Source organism: Paraflavitalea sp. CAU 1676 (assembly GCF_029223285.1).
Lineage (GTDB): Bacteria > Bacteroidota > Bacteroidia > Chitinophagales > Chitinophagaceae > Paraflavitalea.
In genome coordinates this window covers 501,931-522,202 of the sequence record NZ_JARHUJ010000009.1, presented here as the reverse complement: position 1 = coordinate 522,202, position 20,272 = coordinate 501,931, and the positions used below count along the sequence as shown (strand labels likewise).

The window sequence follows — 20,272 nt, the reverse complement described above, 5'->3', positions numbered from 1 at the left end:
ACCGGTCTTTTGCCTCCCGCTGCCTGCTCCGGTTGCCAATGCCATGCTCCCCTTTTATCTTTGACCACCCTGATTTTTACCGATGCCGTAGTGGTGTGCCCGATCTGCACAAACGCATGCGGCCCATGCTGTGTGTTTATTTCTATTTATAAATAATCTACTTGTCATGCCATCGAAGAAAATTACAGATCTGCTGGGCGACAAAGCCAGCTTCTTATTGGATCATCAGTGTAAGACCGTCGACAAATCTACCTTGTCCCTCCCCTCTCCCGATCATGTGGAGCACAGCTGGATCAACAGCAACCGCAATAACCAAACCTTGCGGAGTATTCAAACCTTACTGGGCCATGGCCGGCTGGCCAATACAGGCTATTGCAGCATCTTTCCGGTTGACCAGGGCATAGAACACAGCGGCGGCTCGGCCTTTGCCCCCAACCCCATCTATTTCGATCCTGAGAACATCGTGAAGCTGGCGATCGAAGGTGGTTGCAATGGTGTTGCCTCGACCTATGGCGTACTGGGCATCATGAGCCGCAAATATGCGCACCGCATTCCTTTTATTGTCAAGATCAACCACAATGAATTTTTGAGTTTGCCCAACCGCTACGACCAAACCATGTTTGGCACGGTAAAGAGTGCGTGGAATATGGGGGCAGTCGCTGTCGGTGCTACCATCTATTGGGGCTCTGCAGAAAGCGCGCGTCAATTGAAAGAAGTGGCGGAGGCCTTTGAATTGGCGCATGAGCTGGGCATGGCTACCATCCTATGGTGCTATACCCGCAACAATGGCTTCAAGGTAGATGGCGTGGACTATCATACGTCTGCCGACCTTACCGGCCAGGCGAACCACCTCGGCGTTACGCTGCAGGCTGATATCATCAAACAAAAATTGCCTACCAATAACGGCGGTTACCTGGCTACCAAGCATGGTAAAACCTCTCCGCTGGTGTATGAGAAGCTGACCTCCGATCATCCGATCGATCTTTGCCGCTACCAGGTGCTGAACTGCTACAGCGGCCGGGTAGGTTTGATCAATAGTGGCGGCGAGAGCAAGGGTACGAGCGATCTGCAGGATTCGGTATATACGGCCGTGATCAATAAGCGGGCAGGTGGTATGGGTTTGATACTGGGCCGCAAAGCGTTTCAGCGGCCTTTTAAAGAAGGAGTGGAACTGCTGCAATCAACGCAGGATGTTTATCTCGATAAAGACATTACCGTGGCGTAATGCATGATTATGAGAAAGGCCCCGTCCCGCAAGCTTGCGGGAGGGGCCTTCTTGTTGAGTCTATATCCCATTTGATCCTGAAAGGCGTTTTTAGTCCCTGTCTTTCCAATGACCTTTTCCATGTCCGTGGCCATGTCCATGACCTCTTCCCCGTCCGCGATCATCATCGTGGTCGCGGTAAGAGCTCCGGCGCTCGTAGCGGTCGTCGTAGCGACGATCATCGTAGCGGGGTCCGCGGTCGCGGATGCACACCTGGCGATCGCGGTAATTGCGATAGCGGGAATAGTGGTCGCGGTGGTAGTAGAAATGCTCATAAGGACGCGGTTCGTTAATGACTACTTTGTAGCCGCTGTAGAGGTCGTAGTTGCAATGCCTGCCGGGCAGGTTGGCGGCGAAGATCCACCGACCGGCGTCGAGGTAAATGAATTGACGGCGGGGCACATAATAATACGCTTCTACATCGGGGAGGTAATAATAATCGGCACGATCGTACCCTACGGGGCCCCACATGGGCTGGGTACCGATGTTAACGCTTACACTAACCTGTGCGTTGGCAAGCTGGGATGCGGAGGTGAGTGCGGATACCAGCAATAAGACGATCCCTATACGTTTCATAATGTAATGATTTGGTCTGCTGTTTTAAATCCAAACCATATGCCTCTTTGTATTGAGGATTTGTTAATACAGGATTCCTTAACAGATTGAGGTTGAGTGGATGAGGCTTTTAACTTTTCCTAAGCTATCGCATGGGCATAAGAAAGGCCGTCGCTGCGCGCCGGCCTTTGTATAGTAAATCCTGCAGGGGGATTTTAATAAAGGTAAGTGAGTGCAGTGATATCACTGCTGATGAAGGGACGGTTTACGCCGTTGCCGATACAGGCCAGCATCCAGGAACCAGCCACTGCATTGGTTGTGGGTGTGCCAGGTATATGTATGGCGCCAACGCCTGCCTGACCTTCGTTAACCGCAGAGCCGCCGCAGCTGTACGCGCGGTTGGCATAGTCAGTGTGGCGATAGCCGATGCAATGACCCACTTCATGAGCAATAATAGAGATCACCGTGTTGATGTTCCAGGTATCCAGGTAACTCCTGTTCACCAGTACCGATCCATAAGGATTGCCACTGGCGGTAGGGAAACCGGCTGATGCCAGGTAGCCTGCTCCCGATGGTGCAGGGTTGATCACGATATTGCCGCCCGATGTAACGCGGGTGAAGGTGAGCAACAGCCCCAATGCATTGTAGCGGGCAATTGCTCCATCTACTGCTGTAATGTAGCGGGAAGGCAGTGATGAATTTACGCGAATAGAGATGGTGCGGGGAAGACCGGTAACCGTTCTGGTAGTGCGGTACTGTTCTTCTTCGCCCACGCGGATCAACTTGCGGTCTACCGCCTGGGTCAATTCTTCGTTGGAGATAACGATGTCGCCTTCTACCAGGTATCCTTCAGGATGCCTAACGACATTCTTGTTGCCAAAACCCAGTTCATAGATCTTGTCCAACACCTGTTGGGAGATCTCATCCTGTTGTGCAGGCGATTCCTGGGTGGCTGTTTTCTTACAAGAAAAAAATACACCAGCGAGCAGGGCAAATAATGCTGCCACTTTTAGAAGATTTCTCATGCGTTTTTGCATTTTTTTGGTTAACAAAAAATAGAATGACAGGTATGCAGGGTTTACTACACACAATAATTGCTGGGAGAGATTGCTACCAAAAAATCAGGAACGTTAGGGGAAAGAATAGTACGACACGGCTATACTTGAAAGTTATGGTATAAAAGAAGACATAAAAACAATTTTATAGCAACCCTGTTGCAAGACATTACTCCTTTCGATCATATTACCGAATGCAGCAGGGTATTGACATTGAGCCTCAAATGGTATATTATTTGGGGGTCTTTGGGTAATTAAAAAACCCTGACGATCGAATGACAATCATCAGGGTTTTTACGATGCGTTATGTTGATTTATCTCAACCCTGCGGGTGGCTTGTGTGTACTTCGCCTGCCCGGACATTCAGGGATGAGCGTACGCTTAAAATCCTTTCTTCTGTTCTCCGCTGCCCGGCGTTTTGTTGCCATAATTTTCGGGCATCTGGATCGCGTAGAACTGGTTCTTACCGTCGAGGATCAGTTTAGCTGCCTGCTGCACATCTTTCGGCGTAAGCTTGTTGATGTACTTCTCGGCATGGAGGAAACGATCTGGATCATCACCCTTGAACTTGATGCTCATCAGGCCTTCGAGCCAGGTACCGTTCTCTTTCATCTTCACCTTATTCTGCTCGAGCCATTGGATCTTTACCTTGTTTAGATAGCTGGTATCGGGGCCCTTGGCTACGATATCGACAAATTCCTTTTTCACCGCTTTAAGGAGCGTATCTACTTTCTCGGGGCCGCAAGGTAATTGCAGTACGAAGGAGTAGCTGGTGTAAGGATATTTTTCGAGTCCGCCATTGGTGCCGCCACCGTAGATGCCCTGCACTTTTTCGCGCAGTTCTTCAATGATGCGGATGTTGAGCACTTCACTCATGGCCTGCGCTTTGAGGTCCATGTCTTCTGTGTAAGGCACTTCGCCGGAGTAGAAGGCAAGGATCATGCTCTTTTCTTCTTTACCCTTATTAACAGTAAGCTGCTTATTGCCGGTTACGGGACGCACTTTGTTGTCGACGAAGGCGAACTTCTTACCGGTTGCAGGCAGACTGGCGATATACTTCTCGATATAGGGGATGATCTCTTCGTCTTTAAAGCTGCCCACGAAGGTGAAGCTCATGCCGCTGGCATCGCCGAAGCGCTCTTTGTAAATATCAAGTGCGCGATCGAGGTTTACCTGATCGAAATAGCTTGAATTGGGCACCATCACCGGCGCCAGCGGGTTGTTATTGTACATGGTCTTGTTCAGCGTATCGAAGAACACGGCCTGGGGATTGGCGCTGATGTTCGCAAACTGCGACTTGTTGCGCTGCTGCCAGGAACGGAAAAGCGCGGTATCCTTGCGGGGCGCTGTAAAGTACAGGTAGGTAAGCTGGAACATGGTTTCCAGGTCTTTTACGCTGGAGTTGCCGCGCACGCCTTCTGAGATGGCCGAGAAGGTCGGGTTCACGCTGGCCGTTTTACCAGCTAGTGCTTTGCGCAGGTCGGTGGGCGAGAATTCACCAACGCCCATGGTGCTTACCAGCGGCACTGCGTATTCTGCATTGAATTTATCGGACAGGCCATAGCTGTTTTTACCACCCTGGCGGGTAGCCCCCATGAGGATCTGGTCGTTCTTGAAATCGGTCGACTTCAGGGTTACGGTGATTCCATTGGAAAGCTTCAGCTCGGTGGTACCCAGTGCGGCATTCTTTGTCTTAGCTACTACTTTACCGGCTGCGGGCTCTTTGCTGATGAGGGTAGCCGCTACTGCTTTTTCTTCGTAAGGCTTGATATCGGCCTTTTCTTTGGCTTCGATGGCTGCAAGCAGGTCTTTGCCTTCGGGAAGCTTTTCGCCGGCTTTGGGCTCGGGTCCGGTTACATACACAAAGCGGTTCTTATCATCTTTGAACTTCTTCGATACTGCATTGACCTCTTCGAGGCTGATGCCGGGTACCAATCCTTTGGCATATTCATATTCCTTGTCCATGCCGGGGATGGGCTCCTGCTGCAGGAAGTTGTTGACGTATTCTTCTACATAATTGTCGCTCTCGGTTTTGTCGCGGTTGTTGTACATGCGGTCGTAGTTGGCGAGCATGGACTTCTTGGCGCGCTCAAGTTCGGCCGCTGTGAAACCGAAACGCTTTACGCGCTCTATCTCTTCTACCACGGCACTGAGGGCTTTGTTCACATCGCCGGTACCAGCTGCCGCGAATGCACCGAAGGCATCATAACCGCGTGCATAGGATCCGAAACTAACCGATCCAAACAGGAATGGCGGGTTCTCTTTTTGGGTAAGCTCCTGCAGGCGCTGATTGGTGAGTGACACGAACATCTGTTTTACCAGGTAGTTGCGGTAATCGCCGACCGTACTGGAAGGAGATTCTTTAAAGGCGGGATAGTTGATGGAAACCGTGTAACTGGTGGCTTCTTTATCGGTTACTACCATCGCTTCGTTAGAAGCATAGGCAGGCACGTTGGCATATTCACGGGGTCGTGGATTGGCGGGGTTGGTGAGGCCGGCAAAATGCTTGCGCACGAGTGCTTCAGCTTTCGCGGGTTCAATATCACCTACCACGATCACGGCCATCAGGTTGGGCCGGTACCAGTCCTTATAAAAGCGGCGGATCACATCGGGTTTGAAGTTCTTAATGATGCTGTCGATCCCGATGGGGAGGCGCTTGGCATATTTGGAGCCGGCAAAGAGCTGGGGATAGATCTTTTTGAACATGCGGTCGTTGGCTCCCTTGCCGAGGCGGCTTTCTTCGAGGATGATGGGCTTTTCGTTCTGGATATCATCATCGAGGTAGGTGACATTGTGCGCCCAGTCTTCCAGTACCTGGAACCCTTTTTCGAGGTTGCCGGGTTTGTCGATGGGTATGGGCAGGATGTACACCGTTTCGTCGAAGCTGGTATACGCGTTGAGGTCGTTGCCAAAGCCTACACCAATGTTCTGCAGGAAGGATACGATATCATTCTTTTTGAAGTGCGTGGTACCATTGAAGGCCATGTGCTCGGCCATGTGGGCGAGGCCCTGCTGGTCGTCGTCTTCATTGATGGCGCCGGCATTGAGCACGAGGCGAAGCTCTACCTTCTGCTCGGGCTTTTTGTTTTGGCGGATGTAAAAGGTGAGTCCGTTGTCGAGCTTGCCGATCTTTACCTTGGGATCGACGGGGATCTTAGCAGTCGGATCTAACGGGCTATTCTGGGCGAAGGTATGCCCGGCCGTTATGGTGACTACCAGGATCAATAGCCACTGTGCAATGGCCTTGAAGGGTTTGTTCATAAACATGTAGGTTTTTTAGTCGGTACAAATTTATCTGTACGCCTGTACAAAATACAGCCTTTTATATAAATGCCTGAAAAATGACCCTATTTACCCATTTACCCGTTGGCCAGGGTAACCTGGAGGGGCTCTACATGAAACAGGTGGACCGTTAGTACGGTCCACCTGTTAATTATCATGATAGTGAATATTATTTCAATACTTCTTCCACCACTTTACCCACGGTGCCGTTGGGCATTTGGATGTGCAGGAGCGCTGCGATGGTGGGAGCAATGTCGGTCATATAGGTTTCGCGGTTGGTGCGGCCCGGTTTGATGCCCCAGCCGTAGAACAGCATGGGGATATGTGCATCGTAGGGGTTCCAGATGCCGTGGGTAGTGCCGGTGGCGCCGCCGTCGATCCAGCCGGGTTGCAATACAAGCTGGATATCGCCGCTGCGGCGGGGATACCAACCATTGGCCATCATGTCGCGCTGCTTGGCGGTGAGGGGCACGGTCATGAGTTCATTAATGGCAAAGGCGCGGGATATACCTTCCTGTTTGTTGTAGTAATCAACGATGTATTGGATCACTGATTTTTTATCGAGCTCCAGTGAATCGAGTTTGTGGTGGTTGAGGTGTACCTGGTAGTTGTAGGTGCTGGTGATCAGCTTGTCCGCATTGAACTTTGCCTTGAGTCCGGCAGCCAGTTCTTTACCCCAGCGATCATCTTCAATAAGTCCGCCAGGCAGTTTGTGTTCTTTCATGAAGCCGGGTACATGGGCTACGCCATGGTCGGCGCTGAGGAACACGAGGTATTGCCCCTTCCCTACTTTCTGGTCGAGGAAGTTGAAGAGGTTACCGAAGGTGGTATCGAGGCGGAGGAAATCATCTTCCTGTTCGATGGAATTGGGTCCGAAGGAGTGACCAACATAATCGGGAGAAGAGAAGCTTACTGCGAGGAAGTCGGGGATATCATCGGCGCCAAGTTGTTCGTTGATCACGGCTGCTTTGGCCATGTCGGCTGTCATCGAGTTGCCGTAAGGCGTGCTGGCGATGGCGCCGTAGTTTTTACCAATAAACTTCTTCAGGTCGTATGGGAAACCCTTCTGATCGGCCCCGAAGGATTTTCCTTCCCAGGGCATTTCATCGGCGGTGCTTTGCACGTAGGTTTCTTTGGGATACATGAGGTTCCAGTCGAGGGCATAGTATTTATCAACGACCTTTTTCGCGTTAAAGTCTTTTACCCACTGGGGCAGGTCGTTCATGTAGTAGGTAGAAGTGATCCAGTCGCCGGTTTTGCTATCGTACCAATAAGCGGCGTTGGCGGAATGGCCGGCGGGCAGGATACCGCCGCGGTCTTTAATCGCGATGCCTACTACTTTGCTGCGAAAGTTGGTAGCGAGGCGGAGCTCATCGCAGATGGTATTGGTGAGCATGTTGCGGGGGCTCATTTCGCCGTTGACTCCGGTAGTGCCTACGGACTTCACCGTTTTATCTTCGGTGCAATACACGCTGCGTTGTTGTTCTTTATCCCACCAGGCGTTGCCGGTGATGCCATGTACGGCGGGTACGCTGCCGGTGTAGATGCAGGTATGTCCGCAGGCCGTGATCGTGGGCGTATACGGGATGAGTGTATTTTCTGCTGTGAAGCCCTGCTGGAGGAATCGTTTGAATCCGCCATCGGCTTTGTAGCGATCATAATATCGATAGAGATAATCCCAGCGCATCTGGTCTACCACGATACCAACGACCAGTTTAGGACGGTTGGGGGTGTTGAGGGTGGTAGTTGCCGGAGCGGCTGTTTTGGGTTTGGTTTGGGCCAGTGAACTGAAGGCAAGGGTGGACAAGCAAGTGTACAGGAATAACTTCCGCATTGTAGAAATAATTTCCGGCAAAGATATAAGCCCGGATAAATTGCTGCATTAAAATTTGATCAACAAAGTGTTGCGTGTTTTTGCAGGGCATTGGTCCACAAAATGGCGCCAGTGGCAGATTTTGTGCATGTTTTGTGATGAATCCCATACCAGCCATTGCACTAAATGCGTTATTTTTGCCCCTTGATTCATCTAAATCAAACCTTTAACATATCCATTATATGGCAGACATTTTCGAAAGACTGTTGAAGAACTATGGGCCTATCGGCCAGCACCGTGAACGTGCGCATGGGTATTTCGCCTTCCCCAAACTTGAGGGTGAGATCGGTAGCAGAATGAAGTTCCGTGGCAAAGAGATGGTGGTTTGGAGCCTGAATAATTACCTGGGGTTGGCCAATCACCCCGAAATACGCAAGGCGGATGCCGACGCGGCTGCTCAGTTTGGTCTGGCCTCCCCCATGGGTGCGCGCATGATGAGCGGCAATACCAATTATCACGAGCGCCTGGAGCAGGAACTGGCCGAGTTTGAGAGCAAGGAAGACGCCATCCTGCTGAACTTCGGTTACCAGGGTATGGTGAGCATCATCGACGTGCTGTGCGGCCGTCATGATGTGATCGTATACGATGCAGAAAGTCATGCCTGCATCATCGACGGTTTGCGCCTGCATCCCGGTCACCGCTACGTGTTTAAACACAACGATATTGAAGACTTCGAAAAGCAATTGCAACGTGCTACTGCGCTGGTAGACAAACAAAAGGCCGGCGGTATCCTCGTGATCACCGAAGGCGTGTTTGGCATGGCCGGCGACCAGGGTAAGATCAAGGAGATCGTTGACCTGAAGAGCAAGTACGACTTCCGCCTGCTGGTAGACGATGCCCATGGTTTCGGTACGCTGGGTGAAACCGGCGCCGGTGCTGGTGAAGCACAGGGTGTACAGGACCAGATCGACCTTTACTTCTCTACTTTCGCCAAATCGATGGCTTCTATCGGTGCTTTTGTGGCCGGTCCAAAGTCTATCATCGACTATATCCGTTACAATATCCGCAGCCAGATCTTCGCGAAGAGCCTGCCCATGCCGCTGGTATTGGGTAACCTGAAGCGCCTGGAACTGCTGCGTACACGCCCAGAATTGAAAGCCAAGTTATGGGAGAATGCGACGAAGCTGCAACAAGGGTTGAAGGAAAGAGGTTTCGACATTGGCAAAACCGACTCTGTGGTAACTCCGGTGTACATGAAGGGTGGCGTGGAAGAAGCTACTGCCATGGTGATGGACCTGCGTGAGAACTACGGCATCTTCTGCTCGATCGTGGTATACCCTGTTATTCCAAAGGGGCATATCATCTACCGCCTGATTCCGACGGCTGCGCATTCCGATGAGGACATTCGCCTGACGCTGATCGCGTTTGACGAAACCAAGAAGAAGCTGGACGCTGGTGAATACAAAGTAGAAGCCATTCCTGATATGGCCGAAGCTCAATAAGTATTTTAGTGCTGAAGTATACTGGCCGACCTGGTAACGGGTCGGCATTTTTATTGGGTGACTTCAAAGCCCTTGACATATAGCAAATATTGATCAAGCCAGGCAGGGCGTTTCAGCGGATTGGTTGGCCAGTTAACCGTAATAAACTGATCTTTCATCGTTTAAATGCCTCAACTGCAACATATCCCGGCTATAATATGTAATTTTTTAGCCAAACAACCGTTATTCCATCGGTAAAGACTGCTTTATCTAATTCGGTTTTAATGAAGGCAATTATGGCGTTATTGGTTACCTCTTTGCTTTGGGGCATCCCTGCGATGTCTCAAAGGAAGCTGCCCACGGACAGCGTGGACGTAACCATTCGCCTGAAGCATTCTGGCGGTACACCCATCACGGATTCGGTATTGGTAATCTTTGACCGTTATGATCATTCCGGCGCCGGGATCATCAAAAGGATCTATCACCCGGTGAACAATGAGATCGTCATTCCCAAAGTACCACCTGCCCGCTATTATATCGAAGTGGCCTTCCTGGGTGTCAACCAGGATCGTTTCAACGAACTTACGTATGTCAACAACCGGCGCAGCAACATCTTCACCTACCGCATCCGGAAAGGCGGTACGTTTACGCCAGGCCTGGTTATCATCCCCCTCGACCCTATCAACTTCAACAAGCTAAAGATCCTCGAGCCCAGAATTACTCCCTAGGCTGTTTACCTGTGTAGGGAATGATGTGTTTGGTATTGCTACAAAAAAAGAGTCCCGCCTTGCGGCAGGACTGCACTAATCAAATACCATTAACCATTAAACCTTATCCTATGAAAATTCAAATATAAGATGATGGCGTTGATTCAATGGTTGCACGCCGTAACTTTTTTTAAAGGAATTGATCTGGGTCAACACATGAATAGGGGATGAATCCTGTTCGCAGCCCTTTTCACCGCATTCAGACTACATGCAAACGTTTGCGGAGAAATGATGCATTCGGTTGGGTGCTAAATCGATATTCTTATCGTGTAGACGGGAAGTGCCAAATATTAACACCTTATACGCATATTTTGACATACGTCGCCCCTACCTCCCGGATTCAATTCTCTACCAACTGGATTTGAAGGAGCGTTGGTATTCGCCAAAATCCTTCTTGCCGAATTGTCCTTCACCGAAATATTTAACCAGCAATTCGAGCTCGGGTGGTGTGAGGTAACCGGGAATGGCCTGTGGTTCTCCATCGACGGGGATAATGACAGTGGTGGGATAGGAAAGTTGTCCGCCTGTAAGATAGATGGCAAAATTATTTGTCTTGTATCCGTCGTTGTACGTATAGCTCTTCCCCTGCCAGGTGATGGCGCTGCGCGTTTCGGCATCCACCTTTGCTGCATAGAACTTGTCCTGCAGGTAGGCTGCTACGTTCTTATTCGTGTATGTCTTTTTATCCATGACCTTGCACCAGCCACACCAATCGGTATACAGATCGATCAATACCGGTTTCTTTTGCTTTTGCAGGCCTTCGGCTACCTGGGTCAACGTGAGCCATTGGGTCTTGTTGGCGATCTCTGCAACAGGACGCTGTCCGCACGAAAAAACAAGGACCCAGCCGAACAAAAGAACCAGTTTGAAGGTTTGCATACTTATTTTTGTTTAATGACGGGGTTTGCCGGCCGCCTGGTTGCCTCCGTACTTGACCGGCAAGGCTTATTTCCGGGCTTTTTACCAGCCGTTGTTAGTATAACCATTTTGCGTTATTAAAGTTAACTCAAATACCATGCATAAAATTGTGCTCGCCATTACCGGCGCCAGTGGTTCGATCTACCCCAAACTACTTTTGCAGAAGTTGCTGACCATTCCGGCGCAATGGAGCGAACTGGGGGTAGTGATGACGACCAATGCCAGGCAGGTATGGGAAACCGAGCTGGGCAATGATGACTATAAACGATACCTGGAGGGGCATGAGCGGGTGAAGGTGTATGGTACCATGGATTTCAATGCACCTTTTGCGTCGGGATCGGGGCGCTTCGATACGGTGATCATTGCGCCCTGTTCGATGGGCACGCTGGGCCGTATTGCAACGGGCGTTTCGACCGACCTGATCACGCGGGCAGCTGATGTGGTATTGAAGGAACGCCGCAAGCTGATCTGCATGGTACGCGATACTCCCTATAATCTTATTCATATCCGGAATATGGAAACGGTGACGCTGGCGGGCGGCATCATTTGCCCGGCCTCTCCTTCTTTCTACAGCAGACCCACCACCATCGAAGAAGTAGCGGCCACCGTGGCCGACCGGGTACTTGACCTGGCAGGCCTTGATATCAGCACCTTCCGGTGGGGATCGCAGGGAAATGAAAAAGGCTGATCACGATGATCAGCCTTTCGTATAGATGGTTATTTGTGCCTGTGCATTATCGCAAGTCAACTTCTTCTACTCCGGGATATTTACTCTTGTCGAATACGAAGATATTATCAGCCAGGGTAGCTTTGCCATTGAGGCTGCTCACGGTGTAGCTGATCTTGGTGCCACTCTTATCGAGGATGCGGGTGCTGTACAAGGTCCTCGCATTTTTGTCTACCAGCAGGAATACTTTGTGAAATGACTTGGTTTTATCAACTGGTGTCATTTCAATTTCCACGAGTGTTTTACCAGCTTCTTTCTTTTCACCATTCAGTTTATAGAGGAAGTCCTTATCATAGAAATTGGTAAACAATTTCTGCGGGCTGATACTGCTTGCCGAAGGATCGAGTTTGGTGATGGTGACTTCGTTGGCCGCTTTGTCGTAGGTCCAGATATTGGATCCATCGCAGAAGATCTCGGCGCCACCGACGAGCGATACGCGGTATTTGGAGCCCTTCATGGATACGGTTCCTTTCTTATTGTCGAGCACTTTGCCTTTCGCGTCTTCATTTTTCAGGGAGAAAGCAGCCTGCACGGATTTGTAGGTCTTGAATTTTGCACTTACGTCGTCAAGTACTTTCTTGGCAGCCGGATCGTTTGTAACCGGTTGATCACCAACCTTTTTCTGAGAAAACCCTGCCAATCCGACCCCAATTAAACTAATGAATAAAAGTGCTGATTTCATTTATAGGTATTTGTGTATAATACGAGTTGCTAAAAGGCGCAAAGATATTGGTTTGCGTCAGAAACTTAGACGTCGGTTTTCCCCCGACCGTTTAGTCATTAGGAATAAATTAACAGAAAAAGTGACCCGGGCGTCAGATAGCCGAGGCGGCACGGTTGGCTTTGGGCGCGCCTACAGGAAATTGGCCAGGTGTTGCTCAAGGTCCATTTCCGTTTTGATGAGCACGTCGCGGGCCTTGGAGCCCTGGCTGGGGCCTACGATGCCGGCTGCTTCCAGCTGGTCCATCAGGCGGCCTGCGCGGTTATACCCCAGCTTCATGCGGCGCTGCAGCAGCGAGGTAGAGCCGATCTGGCTGGTGACGATCATACGGGCGGCGTCTTCGAACAGGGAGTCGCGGTCGCTGAGGTCAAAATCCTTTCCTTCCAGCTCCTTCTCATCCACATACTCCGGCAGCATAAAGGCCTGTGGATATCCATTCTGCGCCCCGATGTTATCGCACACGCTTTCCACTTCTGGCGTATCCACGAACGCACACTGCAAGCGCGTGAGCTCGCCATTGTACGAGATCAACATATCCCCTTTACCAATGAGCTGCTCCGCGCCACCCGTATCGAGGATGGTGCGCGAGTCGATCTTGGACGATACCTTGAACGCGATACGGGCCGGGAAGTTGGCCTTGATGGTACCTGTAATGATATTCACCGACGGACGCTGGGTGGCAATGATCAGGTGAATACCTACGGCACGGGCCAACTGGGCCAGACGGGCGATGGGCATTTCCACTTCCTTGCCGGCTGTCATGATCAGATCCGCAAACTCATCCACTACGAGTACAATGAAAGGCAGGAACTGGTGCCCCTTCTCCGGATTGAGGCGGCGCTTGACGAACTTCTCGTTGTATTCCTTGATGTTCCGGGTGCCGGCCTCTTTGAGGAGGTCGTACCGGTTATCCATTTCAATACACAGGGCATTGAGGGTATGGATCACTTTCTTGGTATCGGTAATGATGGCTTCTTCTTCGCCGGGCAGTTTGGCGAGGAAGTGGTGCTCGATGGTACGGTAAAGTGTCAACTCTACCTTTTTAGGATCTACGAGTACCAGCTTCAACTGCGATGGGTGCTTTTTATACAGCAGCGATACGAGGATCGCATTGAGACCAACGGATTTACCCTGACCGGTGGCACCTGCCATCAGCAAGTGGGGCATGGTGGCGAGGTCGACGATGAAGTTCTCGTTGTCGATCTTTTTACCGATGGCCACGGGCAGGCTGAAGTTGTTGGCCTGGAATTTCTCGGAGGCCAGCAGGGTCTTCATGCTCACCACGGTCTTCTTCACATTGGGTACTTCGATACCGATGGTTCCCTTACCGGGGATCGGGGCGATGATACGGATACCAAGGGCCGCGAGCGAGAGGGCGATATCATCTTCGAGGTTCTTGATACGGGAGATACGCACGCCGGCGGCGGGTACGATCTCGTACAAGGTTACCGTAGGACCCACCGTGGCGCTGATCTTCTGGATATCGATATCGTAGTTCTTGAGGGTGGTGATGATCTGGTTTTTGTTGGTCTCCAGTTCGGCCGGGTCCTGAACGATCTTCTCGCTTCCGTGCTGCTCGAGCAGTTCGAGCGAGGGGTATTGGTAATCCTTGAGGTCGAGCGTGGGCTCGTACGGGATATTCAGGTTGGGCTGGCGTACTTCCGGAATCTCCTCTCCTGCCGGTACCGGCTCTTCTTCCGTTTCGGGCTCCTCGGGCATGGACTTGATCTCGAGTTCGAGATTAGCTGCTGCCTGCTTGGCCTTTTCGGCTTTGGTGATCCGGGGCGGTAATGCAACCGGTTGTTGTATGGGTGGCGGTATTTGTACAGGCTCTTCGGGTTCGTCTATTTCAAAAGGCGCCTCATCTTCTTCCTCTTCCGGTTTCTCTACGAGCTGCATGTCTTCGAGCAGTTCTTCGTCTATCTCCAGTTTGGGCGCCAGCAGCGGTGCTGCCTGTTCGCCCTTTTTGAGTTTGTTGGTACGCTTTGGTTTGGGCTGCGGTTCCTGCTCTTCTTCATTCACCGGCAATACAGCTTCGTCTGCCTCCGCTTCTTTCTTCTTAGGCATGCTGGGCACTTTGAAGACAGGATTGAAGCGCCAGATGATATAGGCTAGCCCGCCTACCAACAGCAAAGCTGCGGTACCCACTTTGCCAAGCAGGCTTACGAGCCAGTCACTGATCATAGTGCCTACGGCTCCACCCCAGGTAAACTGGCTGCGGCCGGCGAAGAACGCAAAGGCCACACTAAAGAACAGTACACCGATGATGAGGTAGCGGACATTGCGCCACACGGAAAATATCTTCTTTCCAAAGAGGGCGTTGGCCCCCATGACGAAGAAGAGGGTGCAAAAAAGATAGGAGGCGATGCCGAACCCATTATAGAAAAACTGGTGCGATATATAAGCGCCGATATTGCCCAGCAGGTTGGTGGCTTTTACCCCGGCCGAGGGCCAGAGGATGGAAGCTCCACGGAAGACTTTATCCTGGTCTTCGGCCCAGGTAAATAGATAGGACGTGAAGGCGATAAACAGGAACAGGCTCACCAGCAGGGATACCGTGCCGGCGATCTTGTGGGTACGTTCATCTTTCACCAATTGTTTGACGGTTACCTGTTCTTCCTTCTCAGGTTTCAGTTTATCTGTTTCAGCAGGTTTGTTCTTGCCCGATTTTAAGCGATTGGCCATGGTTACAAAGATAAGTAGTTGATCAAATCTGCGCTATATCAAATAAAAGCGTTGGTGTGCCGGTAATTATTGTATTTTACAATGTCAATCAACATGAAACTCCGGAAGCACCTTTCCATCTGCACCAACCGCCTTTTTGTCCACCGTTCCTGTGTGGGCCGCGTAGCATTCTCCGTTTTTTCCCTTTTTTTACTGATTTGTTCGTTGCCGGGGCTGGCACAGCAGGATTCGCTGGCAGGCCGGATGGGCAGCAATGTACAGCATTCAAGTGAAGGACAGGATGGTGATGAGGCAGGAGCAGGACCATTGAGTGTTGTAGATTCTTCGGCGATCGATATTGCGAAGATCCGGTTCAACCGGTCGGAGGTGACAGGTTTTGAAGTGGCGACCATTTCAAGGAATCTGGCCTTCGGTGACAAGATCGACTTGCGTAGTCTTCCTTTCAAACCACTGAGCCGATCGCTTCCTGCGGAGTATATGGAGCAGGATGTGGTGGACCGTTTCACACTGACCAATACAGGTGATTCGGTCAAGTCGGTCTATTTCCTGCCTGGTTTCTATTGCCGGAATATCGAGCTATCTGCTGTGGGTGACGACGGCGCGTGGGCGCCGGTACCGGATACTTTGCAGAGCAACCGCTTCCTGGGGGCTATTGTGGTAAAGCTGCAGGGGCATGAGACCCGTACCTTTTATTGCCGTTTCAATTTTGTACGTACGAATGTCAATAATATTATTCCACGGCTGGTGGAGCGGGATTATTTCAGGCAGTGGAGGTCGTCGATCCGCGACCGCGATTACCTGCTGGATGTGGTGACCTATGTGGCCTGTGGCATTTTGCTGATGATGATCTTCTATTCGGTAGCGGTGTACCTGCAGAATAAGAACAAGGAGTTTATCTTTTATGCGCTGTATACTTTCTGTACGGCCTTCCTGCTGTTCCTGAAATCGTACCTGAACTTATCGGGCACCCGCTTTCATTATTTCTACGAGGAATACCTTGACCTGATGATGATGACGGCCAGCGTATTTACGTATCTCTATTTTGTGCGGCAGTTCATCAATACGAAGGAGCAGCATCCGGGCCTGGACCGGTTCATGCGTTGGTCGAAGGTGATCATGATCCTTTTTGCCATTTTCTTCACCCTGCTTTATTTCTTTACCGACAAATACATGTTGCTGAATGTGATGGAGAACCTGGTGATGAAGCTGATCTTCTTTGTCGTAGGCATTACCTTTATCGTATACAGTATCAAGAAAAAGGACACACTGCTCAACTACCTTGCGCTGGGGAACCTCGCACTGGTGGTGTTTTCGATCATTTCACTGCTGATCATGCTGCTCAAAATATGGCCCGCCAATAATGAATCGAGCTGGAGTATTCTCAACCGGTCTATCTTCTATTATGAGATCGGACTGGTGCTGGAATTGTCCTTCTTCCTGAGCGGCCTGGCCTGGAAGAACCGGCGCGACCTGGTGGAAAGGGTGAAGGAGCGGGAAAGGCTGAAGCTGGAGAATGAGCGGAAGGAGTTTGAAAAGCAGATGGCGGTGGTGACGGCGATGCAGGGTGAGCGGGACCGTATCTCGGCGGATATGCACGATGAGCTGGGCTCTGGCGTAACCGCGATACGCCTCATGAGTGAGATCTTAAAAACGAAGATGAAGAACCAGTCGATCCCCGAACTGGAGAAGATATCGAACAACGCGAATGAGCTGCTGGGCAAGATGAACACGATCATCTGGACCATGAAGAGCAGTAACGATACGGTGGAGAGTCTGATCGCTTATATCCGGGCACATGCCATCGAGTATTTCGACAGTACACCGATCGAATGCCATGTTAAACTTCCGCCGGTGATCCCGCAGGCTGATATCAGTGGTGAGAAGCGCCGCAATATTTTCCTGAGTGTGAAGGAAGCCCTCAACAATGCGATGAAGCATTCGCAGGCCACGCACCTGCAGGTCGATATCGCTACGCGGGAAAACGCGCTCATCATCCGCGTGGTGGACAATGGCGTCGGCATCAACCCCGACCAGCTGCGCCGCTTTGGCAATGGCTTGAACAATATGCGCCGGCGCATGGAAAGCATCGGCGGCTCTTTCAATATTGATTGCGACGGCCAGTGTGTGCTGACCTTCGAAGCCCCTATTTTTTAATGATTGCCACGAACATTGCGATCCAGCCGGCAATGAAGAACAATCCGCCGATGGGTGTGATGGCTCCTATTCCGCTCAATCCAACCGTATTGGTGGCTTTGAGGGCGGTGAGCACGTACAGTGATCCGGAGAACAGTACGATGCCGATGATGAAGAGCAAACCTGCCCAACGCATCCAATCGCCGGGAAACTTCTCGAACAATATCGCCACCACTAGCAGGGCAAATACATGGTAGAACTGGTATCGTACACCAGTTTCAAAGGTGCCTACGGTTTCGGGCGGCACGATCTTCTTCAATCCATGTGCCCCGAATGCGCCGAGTGTTACGGAGAGCGCGCCGAGCAAGGCGGCGGTGGTTAAAAATCCTTTATGCATGTAATACGGTTTGTATGAAATCGTTCATCGAGATGGCATCTTCCTTGTCCATCACCACATCGGCCTGCTCATAATACATACGCCGCTCGTTGAGCTTGCGCAGGATGTAGGCGCGCAGTTCTTCATCGCCGATATCTTTTATCAACGGCCGCTTGGCTTTCTCTTTCAGTAAGCGTTGCAGCAATACATCGACGGAGGTATTGAGCCATACGACGATGCCTACCTTCTTCATGTATTCTATGTTGTTGTAAAAGCAGGGCGTGCCGCCACCGCAGGAGAGCACCATGGATTCATTGGTTTCGACCAGCTTCTCCATCGTTTCCTTTTCCTTTTCGCGGAAATACTCTTCGCCGGAGTCGGCAAATATTTCCGTGACGGTTTTACCATCTTCTGCTTTGACCACTTCTTCATCGAGGTCGAAGAAAGGCAGGTTGAGGCGGTGCGCCACCTGTTTGCCCCAGTGCGTTTTTCCAGACCCCATGAATCCTATCAGGATGATCCTCATCGGTTGTTGTTTGTGGAATGAATACGTATAAAAGATCGTATCGAGCGGCATGGCCGGGAAATAGGCCGGCAGCTGCTCCTTTTTGATGCGATCGAATCCATTGCGTTCATAAAAGCGGTGGGCTGCTTTGAAGGGTTCAATTGTGCCGAGCAGGATGCGTTGTACCTGCTGTTGACGACACCAGTCGAAGACCACCTCTATCAGCTTTTGTGCCACTCCTTTATCGCGCCCCCGGTGTTCGGGGTGCACGAACATCTTGCGCAAAGCTACTTCGTTGTGGCCGATATCGATCAGGGCGATGGTGCCTACGACCTTATTTTCTTCGAGGGCAAGCCAGAAGTTACCGTTGCCCTGCTGGTAAAAGGTGTTCACGGTACGCAGATCGGGCTGGTCGGCGGCAGTGATGGGAACGCCGAATTCGCCGGCCTGTATACCTACGATGAGGTTGATGGTTTCGTCTTCGTATTGTTTGCTGTGCGTTATGATCTCCATTCCGTTGTGCTTGTTTGTTTACGGACAAAGGAGTACCTCCCCTGCCCGATGGCCGGTTGTTTGGCAGTATAACGTTTTGGGCGTGGTGTTGTTGACCCTGGAGCTATTTAAATGCGTTGAGCCCTGTGACATCCATGCCGGTAATGAGCAAATGGATATCGTGGGTACCTTCGTACGTGATGACGCTTTCAATGTTCATCATGTGGCGCATGACGGAATATTCGCCGGTGATGCCCATACCGCCGAGCATCTGGCGTGCTTCGCGCGCAATGTTGGCGGCGATCTCGCAGCCATTGCGCTTGGCCATGGAGACCTGTTGCGGGGTGGCTTTGTGCTGGTCCATGAGTGTGCCGAGGCGCCAGTTGAGCAGTTGCGCCTTGGTAATGTCGGTGATCATTTCGGCGAGTTTCTTCTGTTGCAGCTGGAAGCCGCCTATCGGGCGGTCGAACTGCACGCGCTCCAAGGAATAGCGCAAGGCGGTATCGTAACAATCCATGGCGGCGCCTACGCTGCCCCAGGCGATGCCAAAACGGGCGCGGGTGAGGCAACTGAGCGGCCCTTTGAGGCCTTTTACGTTGGGCAGTATATTTTCTTTGGGCACTTTTACATGGTCGAATACGAGTTCTCCGGTTGCAGAGGCCCGGAGGCTCCATTTGCCGTGGGTGGTGGGGGTGCTGAAGCCTTCCATGCCGCGCTCGAGGATGAGGCCGCGAATGTCGCCGGCTTCGTCCTTGGCCCATACTACGGCCACCTGTGCGAAAGGGGCATTGCTGATCCACATCTTGGCGCCGTTGAGGATGACGTGGTCGCCGGCGTCTTTGAAATGGGTGAGCATGCCGGCGGGGTTGGAGCCATGATCGGGCTCGGTGAGACCGAAACAGCCCAGCCATTCGCCACTGCCGAGTTTGGGCAGGTATTTTTTGCGTTGTTCTTCGCTGCCGAACTCATAGATCGGAAACATGACGAGAGAGCCCTGTACGGAGGCGGTGGAGCGTACGCCGCTGTCGCCGCGTTCGAGTTCCTGCATCATGAGTCCGTAGGAGGTATAATCGAGCCCTCCCCCGCCGTATTCGGCGGGTATGGTAGGGCCAAAGCAGCCGAGTTCTCCCAACTGTTTTACGATGTGCTGGGGAAATTCGGCCCGCTGGGCATAATCTTCTATAATGGGACTGATCTCTTTTTTAACGTAGGTGCGTACGGTTTCCCGGATAAGTTTTTGCTCTTCGGTGAGCAGGTCGTCGACTGCGAAATAGTCGGGACTGGTAAAAAGATCGGTTTTGGCGCTCATGTTTCCTTCTTTTTGGTCTATGGGTGCTAATGTAATGAAAATTAGCTAATAAGTGTTAGTTTATGCGGGAGAAGACGTGCGGGGGCGGCCAAGGCAAGTGAGGAACTTTGACCCGTGCTAAAATAGCTAACCGGGTGTACGCTAAAGGGTTTTCTGGCTGAATTGAAATATTTTATGGAGCTTATGCAA

Annotated in this window: 15 protein-coding genes; 5 read left to right on the top strand and 10 right to left on the bottom strand. The window is 51.3% G+C overall.

The window, feature by feature from the left end:
* Positions 1-166: 166 nt before the first annotated feature.
* Positions 167-1,225, top strand: a complete 1,059-nt coding sequence (locus P2H89_RS29140; RefSeq protein WP_275833838.1) for a class I fructose-bisphosphate aldolase — start codon at positions 167-169, stop codon at positions 1,223-1,225.
* Positions 1,226-1,315: 90 nt separating this feature from the next.
* Here the strand turns inward: P2H89_RS29140 and P2H89_RS29135 are convergent, their stop codons facing one another.
* The 4 genes from P2H89_RS29135 to pafA all read right to left on the bottom strand — a co-directional run bounded on the left by P2H89_RS29135 (position 1,316) and on the right by pafA (position 7,990).
* Complete coding sequence (locus P2H89_RS29135; protein WP_275833836.1) at positions 1,316-1,840, bottom strand: hypothetical protein; 525 nt, start codon at positions 1,838-1,840, stop codon at positions 1,316-1,318.
* A gap of 194 nt (positions 1,841-2,034) precedes the next feature.
* Entirely contained in the window at positions 2,035-2,844 is an 810-nt protein-coding gene (locus tag P2H89_RS29130) for a M57 family metalloprotease (RefSeq protein WP_275833834.1), read from the bottom strand.
* 411 nt (positions 2,845-3,255) lie between these two features.
* Positions 3,256-6,135, bottom strand: a complete 2,880-nt coding sequence (locus P2H89_RS29125; protein ID WP_275833832.1) for an insulinase family protein — start codon at positions 6,133-6,135, stop codon at positions 3,256-3,258.
* Between the two features lie 190 nt (positions 6,136-6,325).
* Positions 6,326-7,990, bottom strand: coding sequence for an alkaline phosphatase PafA (pafA, locus tag P2H89_RS29120; RefSeq protein WP_275833830.1), 1,665 nt, complete (start codon positions 7,988-7,990; stop codon positions 6,326-6,328).
* Between the two features lie 221 nt (positions 7,991-8,211).
* Here pafA and P2H89_RS29115 point away from each other — a divergent pair, with 221 nt between their 5' ends.
* Together P2H89_RS29115 and P2H89_RS29110 are read left to right on the top strand one after the other, a co-directional pair.
* On the top strand, positions 8,212-9,471 hold the full coding sequence (locus P2H89_RS29115; RefSeq protein WP_275833828.1) for an aminotransferase class I/II-fold pyridoxal phosphate-dependent enzyme: 1,260 nt from the start codon (positions 8,212-8,214) through the stop codon (positions 9,469-9,471).
* 263 nt (positions 9,472-9,734) lie between these two features.
* Positions 9,735-10,178, top strand: a complete 444-nt coding sequence (locus P2H89_RS29110; RefSeq protein WP_275833826.1) for a hypothetical protein — start codon at positions 9,735-9,737, stop codon at positions 10,176-10,178.
* 387 nt (positions 10,179-10,565) lie between these two features.
* Here P2H89_RS29110 and P2H89_RS29105 read toward each other — a convergent pair whose 3' ends face one another.
* Positions 10,566-11,096 (bottom strand): DUF255 domain-containing protein, encoded by a 531-nt coding sequence (locus P2H89_RS29105; RefSeq protein ID WP_275833824.1) that lies wholly within the window; start codon positions 11,094-11,096, stop codon positions 10,566-10,568.
* A 136-nt stretch (positions 11,097-11,232) separates the two neighbouring features.
* Between P2H89_RS29105 and P2H89_RS29100 the strand changes: the two genes are divergently transcribed.
* Positions 11,233-11,823, top strand: coding sequence for a UbiX family flavin prenyltransferase (locus tag P2H89_RS29100; RefSeq protein ID WP_275833822.1), 591 nt, complete (start codon positions 11,233-11,235; stop codon positions 11,821-11,823).
* Positions 11,824-11,869: 46 nt separating this feature from the next.
* On the opposite strand, the gene P2H89_RS29095 is transcribed toward P2H89_RS29100, so the two are convergent.
* Positions 11,870-12,544 (bottom strand): outer membrane lipoprotein carrier protein LolA, encoded by a 675-nt coding sequence (locus P2H89_RS29095; protein ID WP_275833820.1) that lies wholly within the window; start codon positions 12,542-12,544, stop codon positions 11,870-11,872.
* 171 nt (positions 12,545-12,715) lie between these two features.
* Positions 12,716-15,268 carry a DNA translocase FtsK gene (locus P2H89_RS29090; protein WP_275833818.1) on the bottom strand — a complete coding sequence of 851 codons (2,553 nt, stop codon included), beginning with the start codon at positions 15,266-15,268 and terminating at the stop codon, positions 12,716-12,718.
* A 93-nt stretch (positions 15,269-15,361) separates the two neighbouring features.
* On the opposite strand from P2H89_RS29090, the gene P2H89_RS29085 reads away from it, so the two are divergent.
* Entirely contained in the window at positions 15,362-17,422 is a 2,061-nt protein-coding gene (locus P2H89_RS29085; RefSeq protein ID WP_275833817.1) for a sensor histidine kinase, read from the top strand.
* Here P2H89_RS29085 and P2H89_RS29080 read toward each other — a convergent pair.
* From P2H89_RS29080 to P2H89_RS29070, 3 genes are all read right to left on the bottom strand, one after another.
* Entirely contained in the window at positions 17,412-17,798 is a 387-nt protein-coding gene (locus P2H89_RS29080; protein WP_275833814.1) for a DUF423 domain-containing protein, read from the bottom strand. The two genes, P2H89_RS29085 and P2H89_RS29080, sit on opposite strands and share 11 nt — an antisense overlap.
* A complete protein-coding gene (locus tag P2H89_RS29075) occupies positions 17,791-18,795 on the bottom strand; it encodes a GNAT family N-acetyltransferase (protein ID WP_275833812.1) in 1,005 nt (334 codons plus the stop codon). The genes P2H89_RS29080 and P2H89_RS29075 overlap by 8 nt, the downstream gene beginning before the upstream one ends.
* Positions 18,796-18,898: 103 nt before the next feature.
* Positions 18,899-20,083 carry an acyl-CoA dehydrogenase family protein gene (locus tag P2H89_RS29070; protein WP_275833810.1) on the bottom strand — a complete coding sequence of 395 codons (1,185 nt, stop codon included), beginning with the start codon at positions 20,081-20,083 and terminating at the stop codon, positions 18,899-18,901.
* Between the last annotated feature and the right edge of the window lie 189 nt (positions 20,084-20,272).

Bases quoted from the DNA above. Each gene is read 5' to 3' on its own strand.
- P2H89_RS29090 (WP_275833818.1), bottom strand. From the start codon at position 15,268: ATGGCCAATCGCTTAAAATCGGGCAAGAACAAACCTGCTGAAACAGAT.
- P2H89_RS29080 (WP_275833814.1), bottom strand. From the start codon at position 17,798: ATGCATAAAGGATTTTTAACCACCGCCGCCTTGCTCGGCGCGCTCTCC.
- P2H89_RS29140 (WP_275833838.1), top strand. From the start codon at position 167: ATGCCATCGAAGAAAATTACAGATCTGCTGGGCGACAAAGCCAGCTTC.
- pafA (WP_275833830.1), bottom strand. From the start codon at position 7,990: ATGCGGAAGTTATTCCTGTACACTTGCTTGTCCACCCTTGCCTTCAGT.
- P2H89_RS29085 (WP_275833817.1), top strand. From the start codon at position 15,362: ATGAAACTCCGGAAGCACCTTTCCATCTGCACCAACCGCCTTTTTGTC.
- P2H89_RS29135 (WP_275833836.1), bottom strand. From the start codon at position 1,840: ATGAAACGTATAGGGATCGTCTTATTGCTGGTATCCGCACTCACCTCC.
- P2H89_RS29125 (WP_275833832.1), bottom strand. From the start codon at position 6,135: ATGAACAAACCCTTCAAGGCCATTGCACAGTGGCTATTGATCCTGGTA.
- P2H89_RS29070 (WP_275833810.1), bottom strand. From the start codon at position 20,083: ATGAGCGCCAAAACCGATCTTTTTACCAGTCCCGACTATTTCGCAGTC.
- P2H89_RS29115 (WP_275833828.1), top strand. From the start codon at position 8,212: ATGGCAGACATTTTCGAAAGACTGTTGAAGAACTATGGGCCTATCGGC.
- P2H89_RS29110 (WP_275833826.1), top strand. From the start codon at position 9,735: ATGAAGGCAATTATGGCGTTATTGGTTACCTCTTTGCTTTGGGGCATC.
- P2H89_RS29130 (WP_275833834.1), bottom strand. From the start codon at position 2,844: ATGAGAAATCTTCTAAAAGTGGCAGCATTATTTGCCCTGCTCGCTGGT.
- P2H89_RS29095 (WP_275833820.1), bottom strand. From the start codon at position 12,544: ATGAAATCAGCACTTTTATTCATTAGTTTAATTGGGGTCGGATTGGCA.
- P2H89_RS29105 (WP_275833824.1), bottom strand. From the start codon at position 11,096: ATGCAAACCTTCAAACTGGTTCTTTTGTTCGGCTGGGTCCTTGTTTTT.
- P2H89_RS29100 (WP_275833822.1), top strand. From the start codon at position 11,233: ATGCATAAAATTGTGCTCGCCATTACCGGCGCCAGTGGTTCGATCTAC.
- P2H89_RS29075 (WP_275833812.1), bottom strand. From the start codon at position 18,795: ATGGAGATCATAACGCACAGCAAACAATACGAAGACGAAACCATCAAC.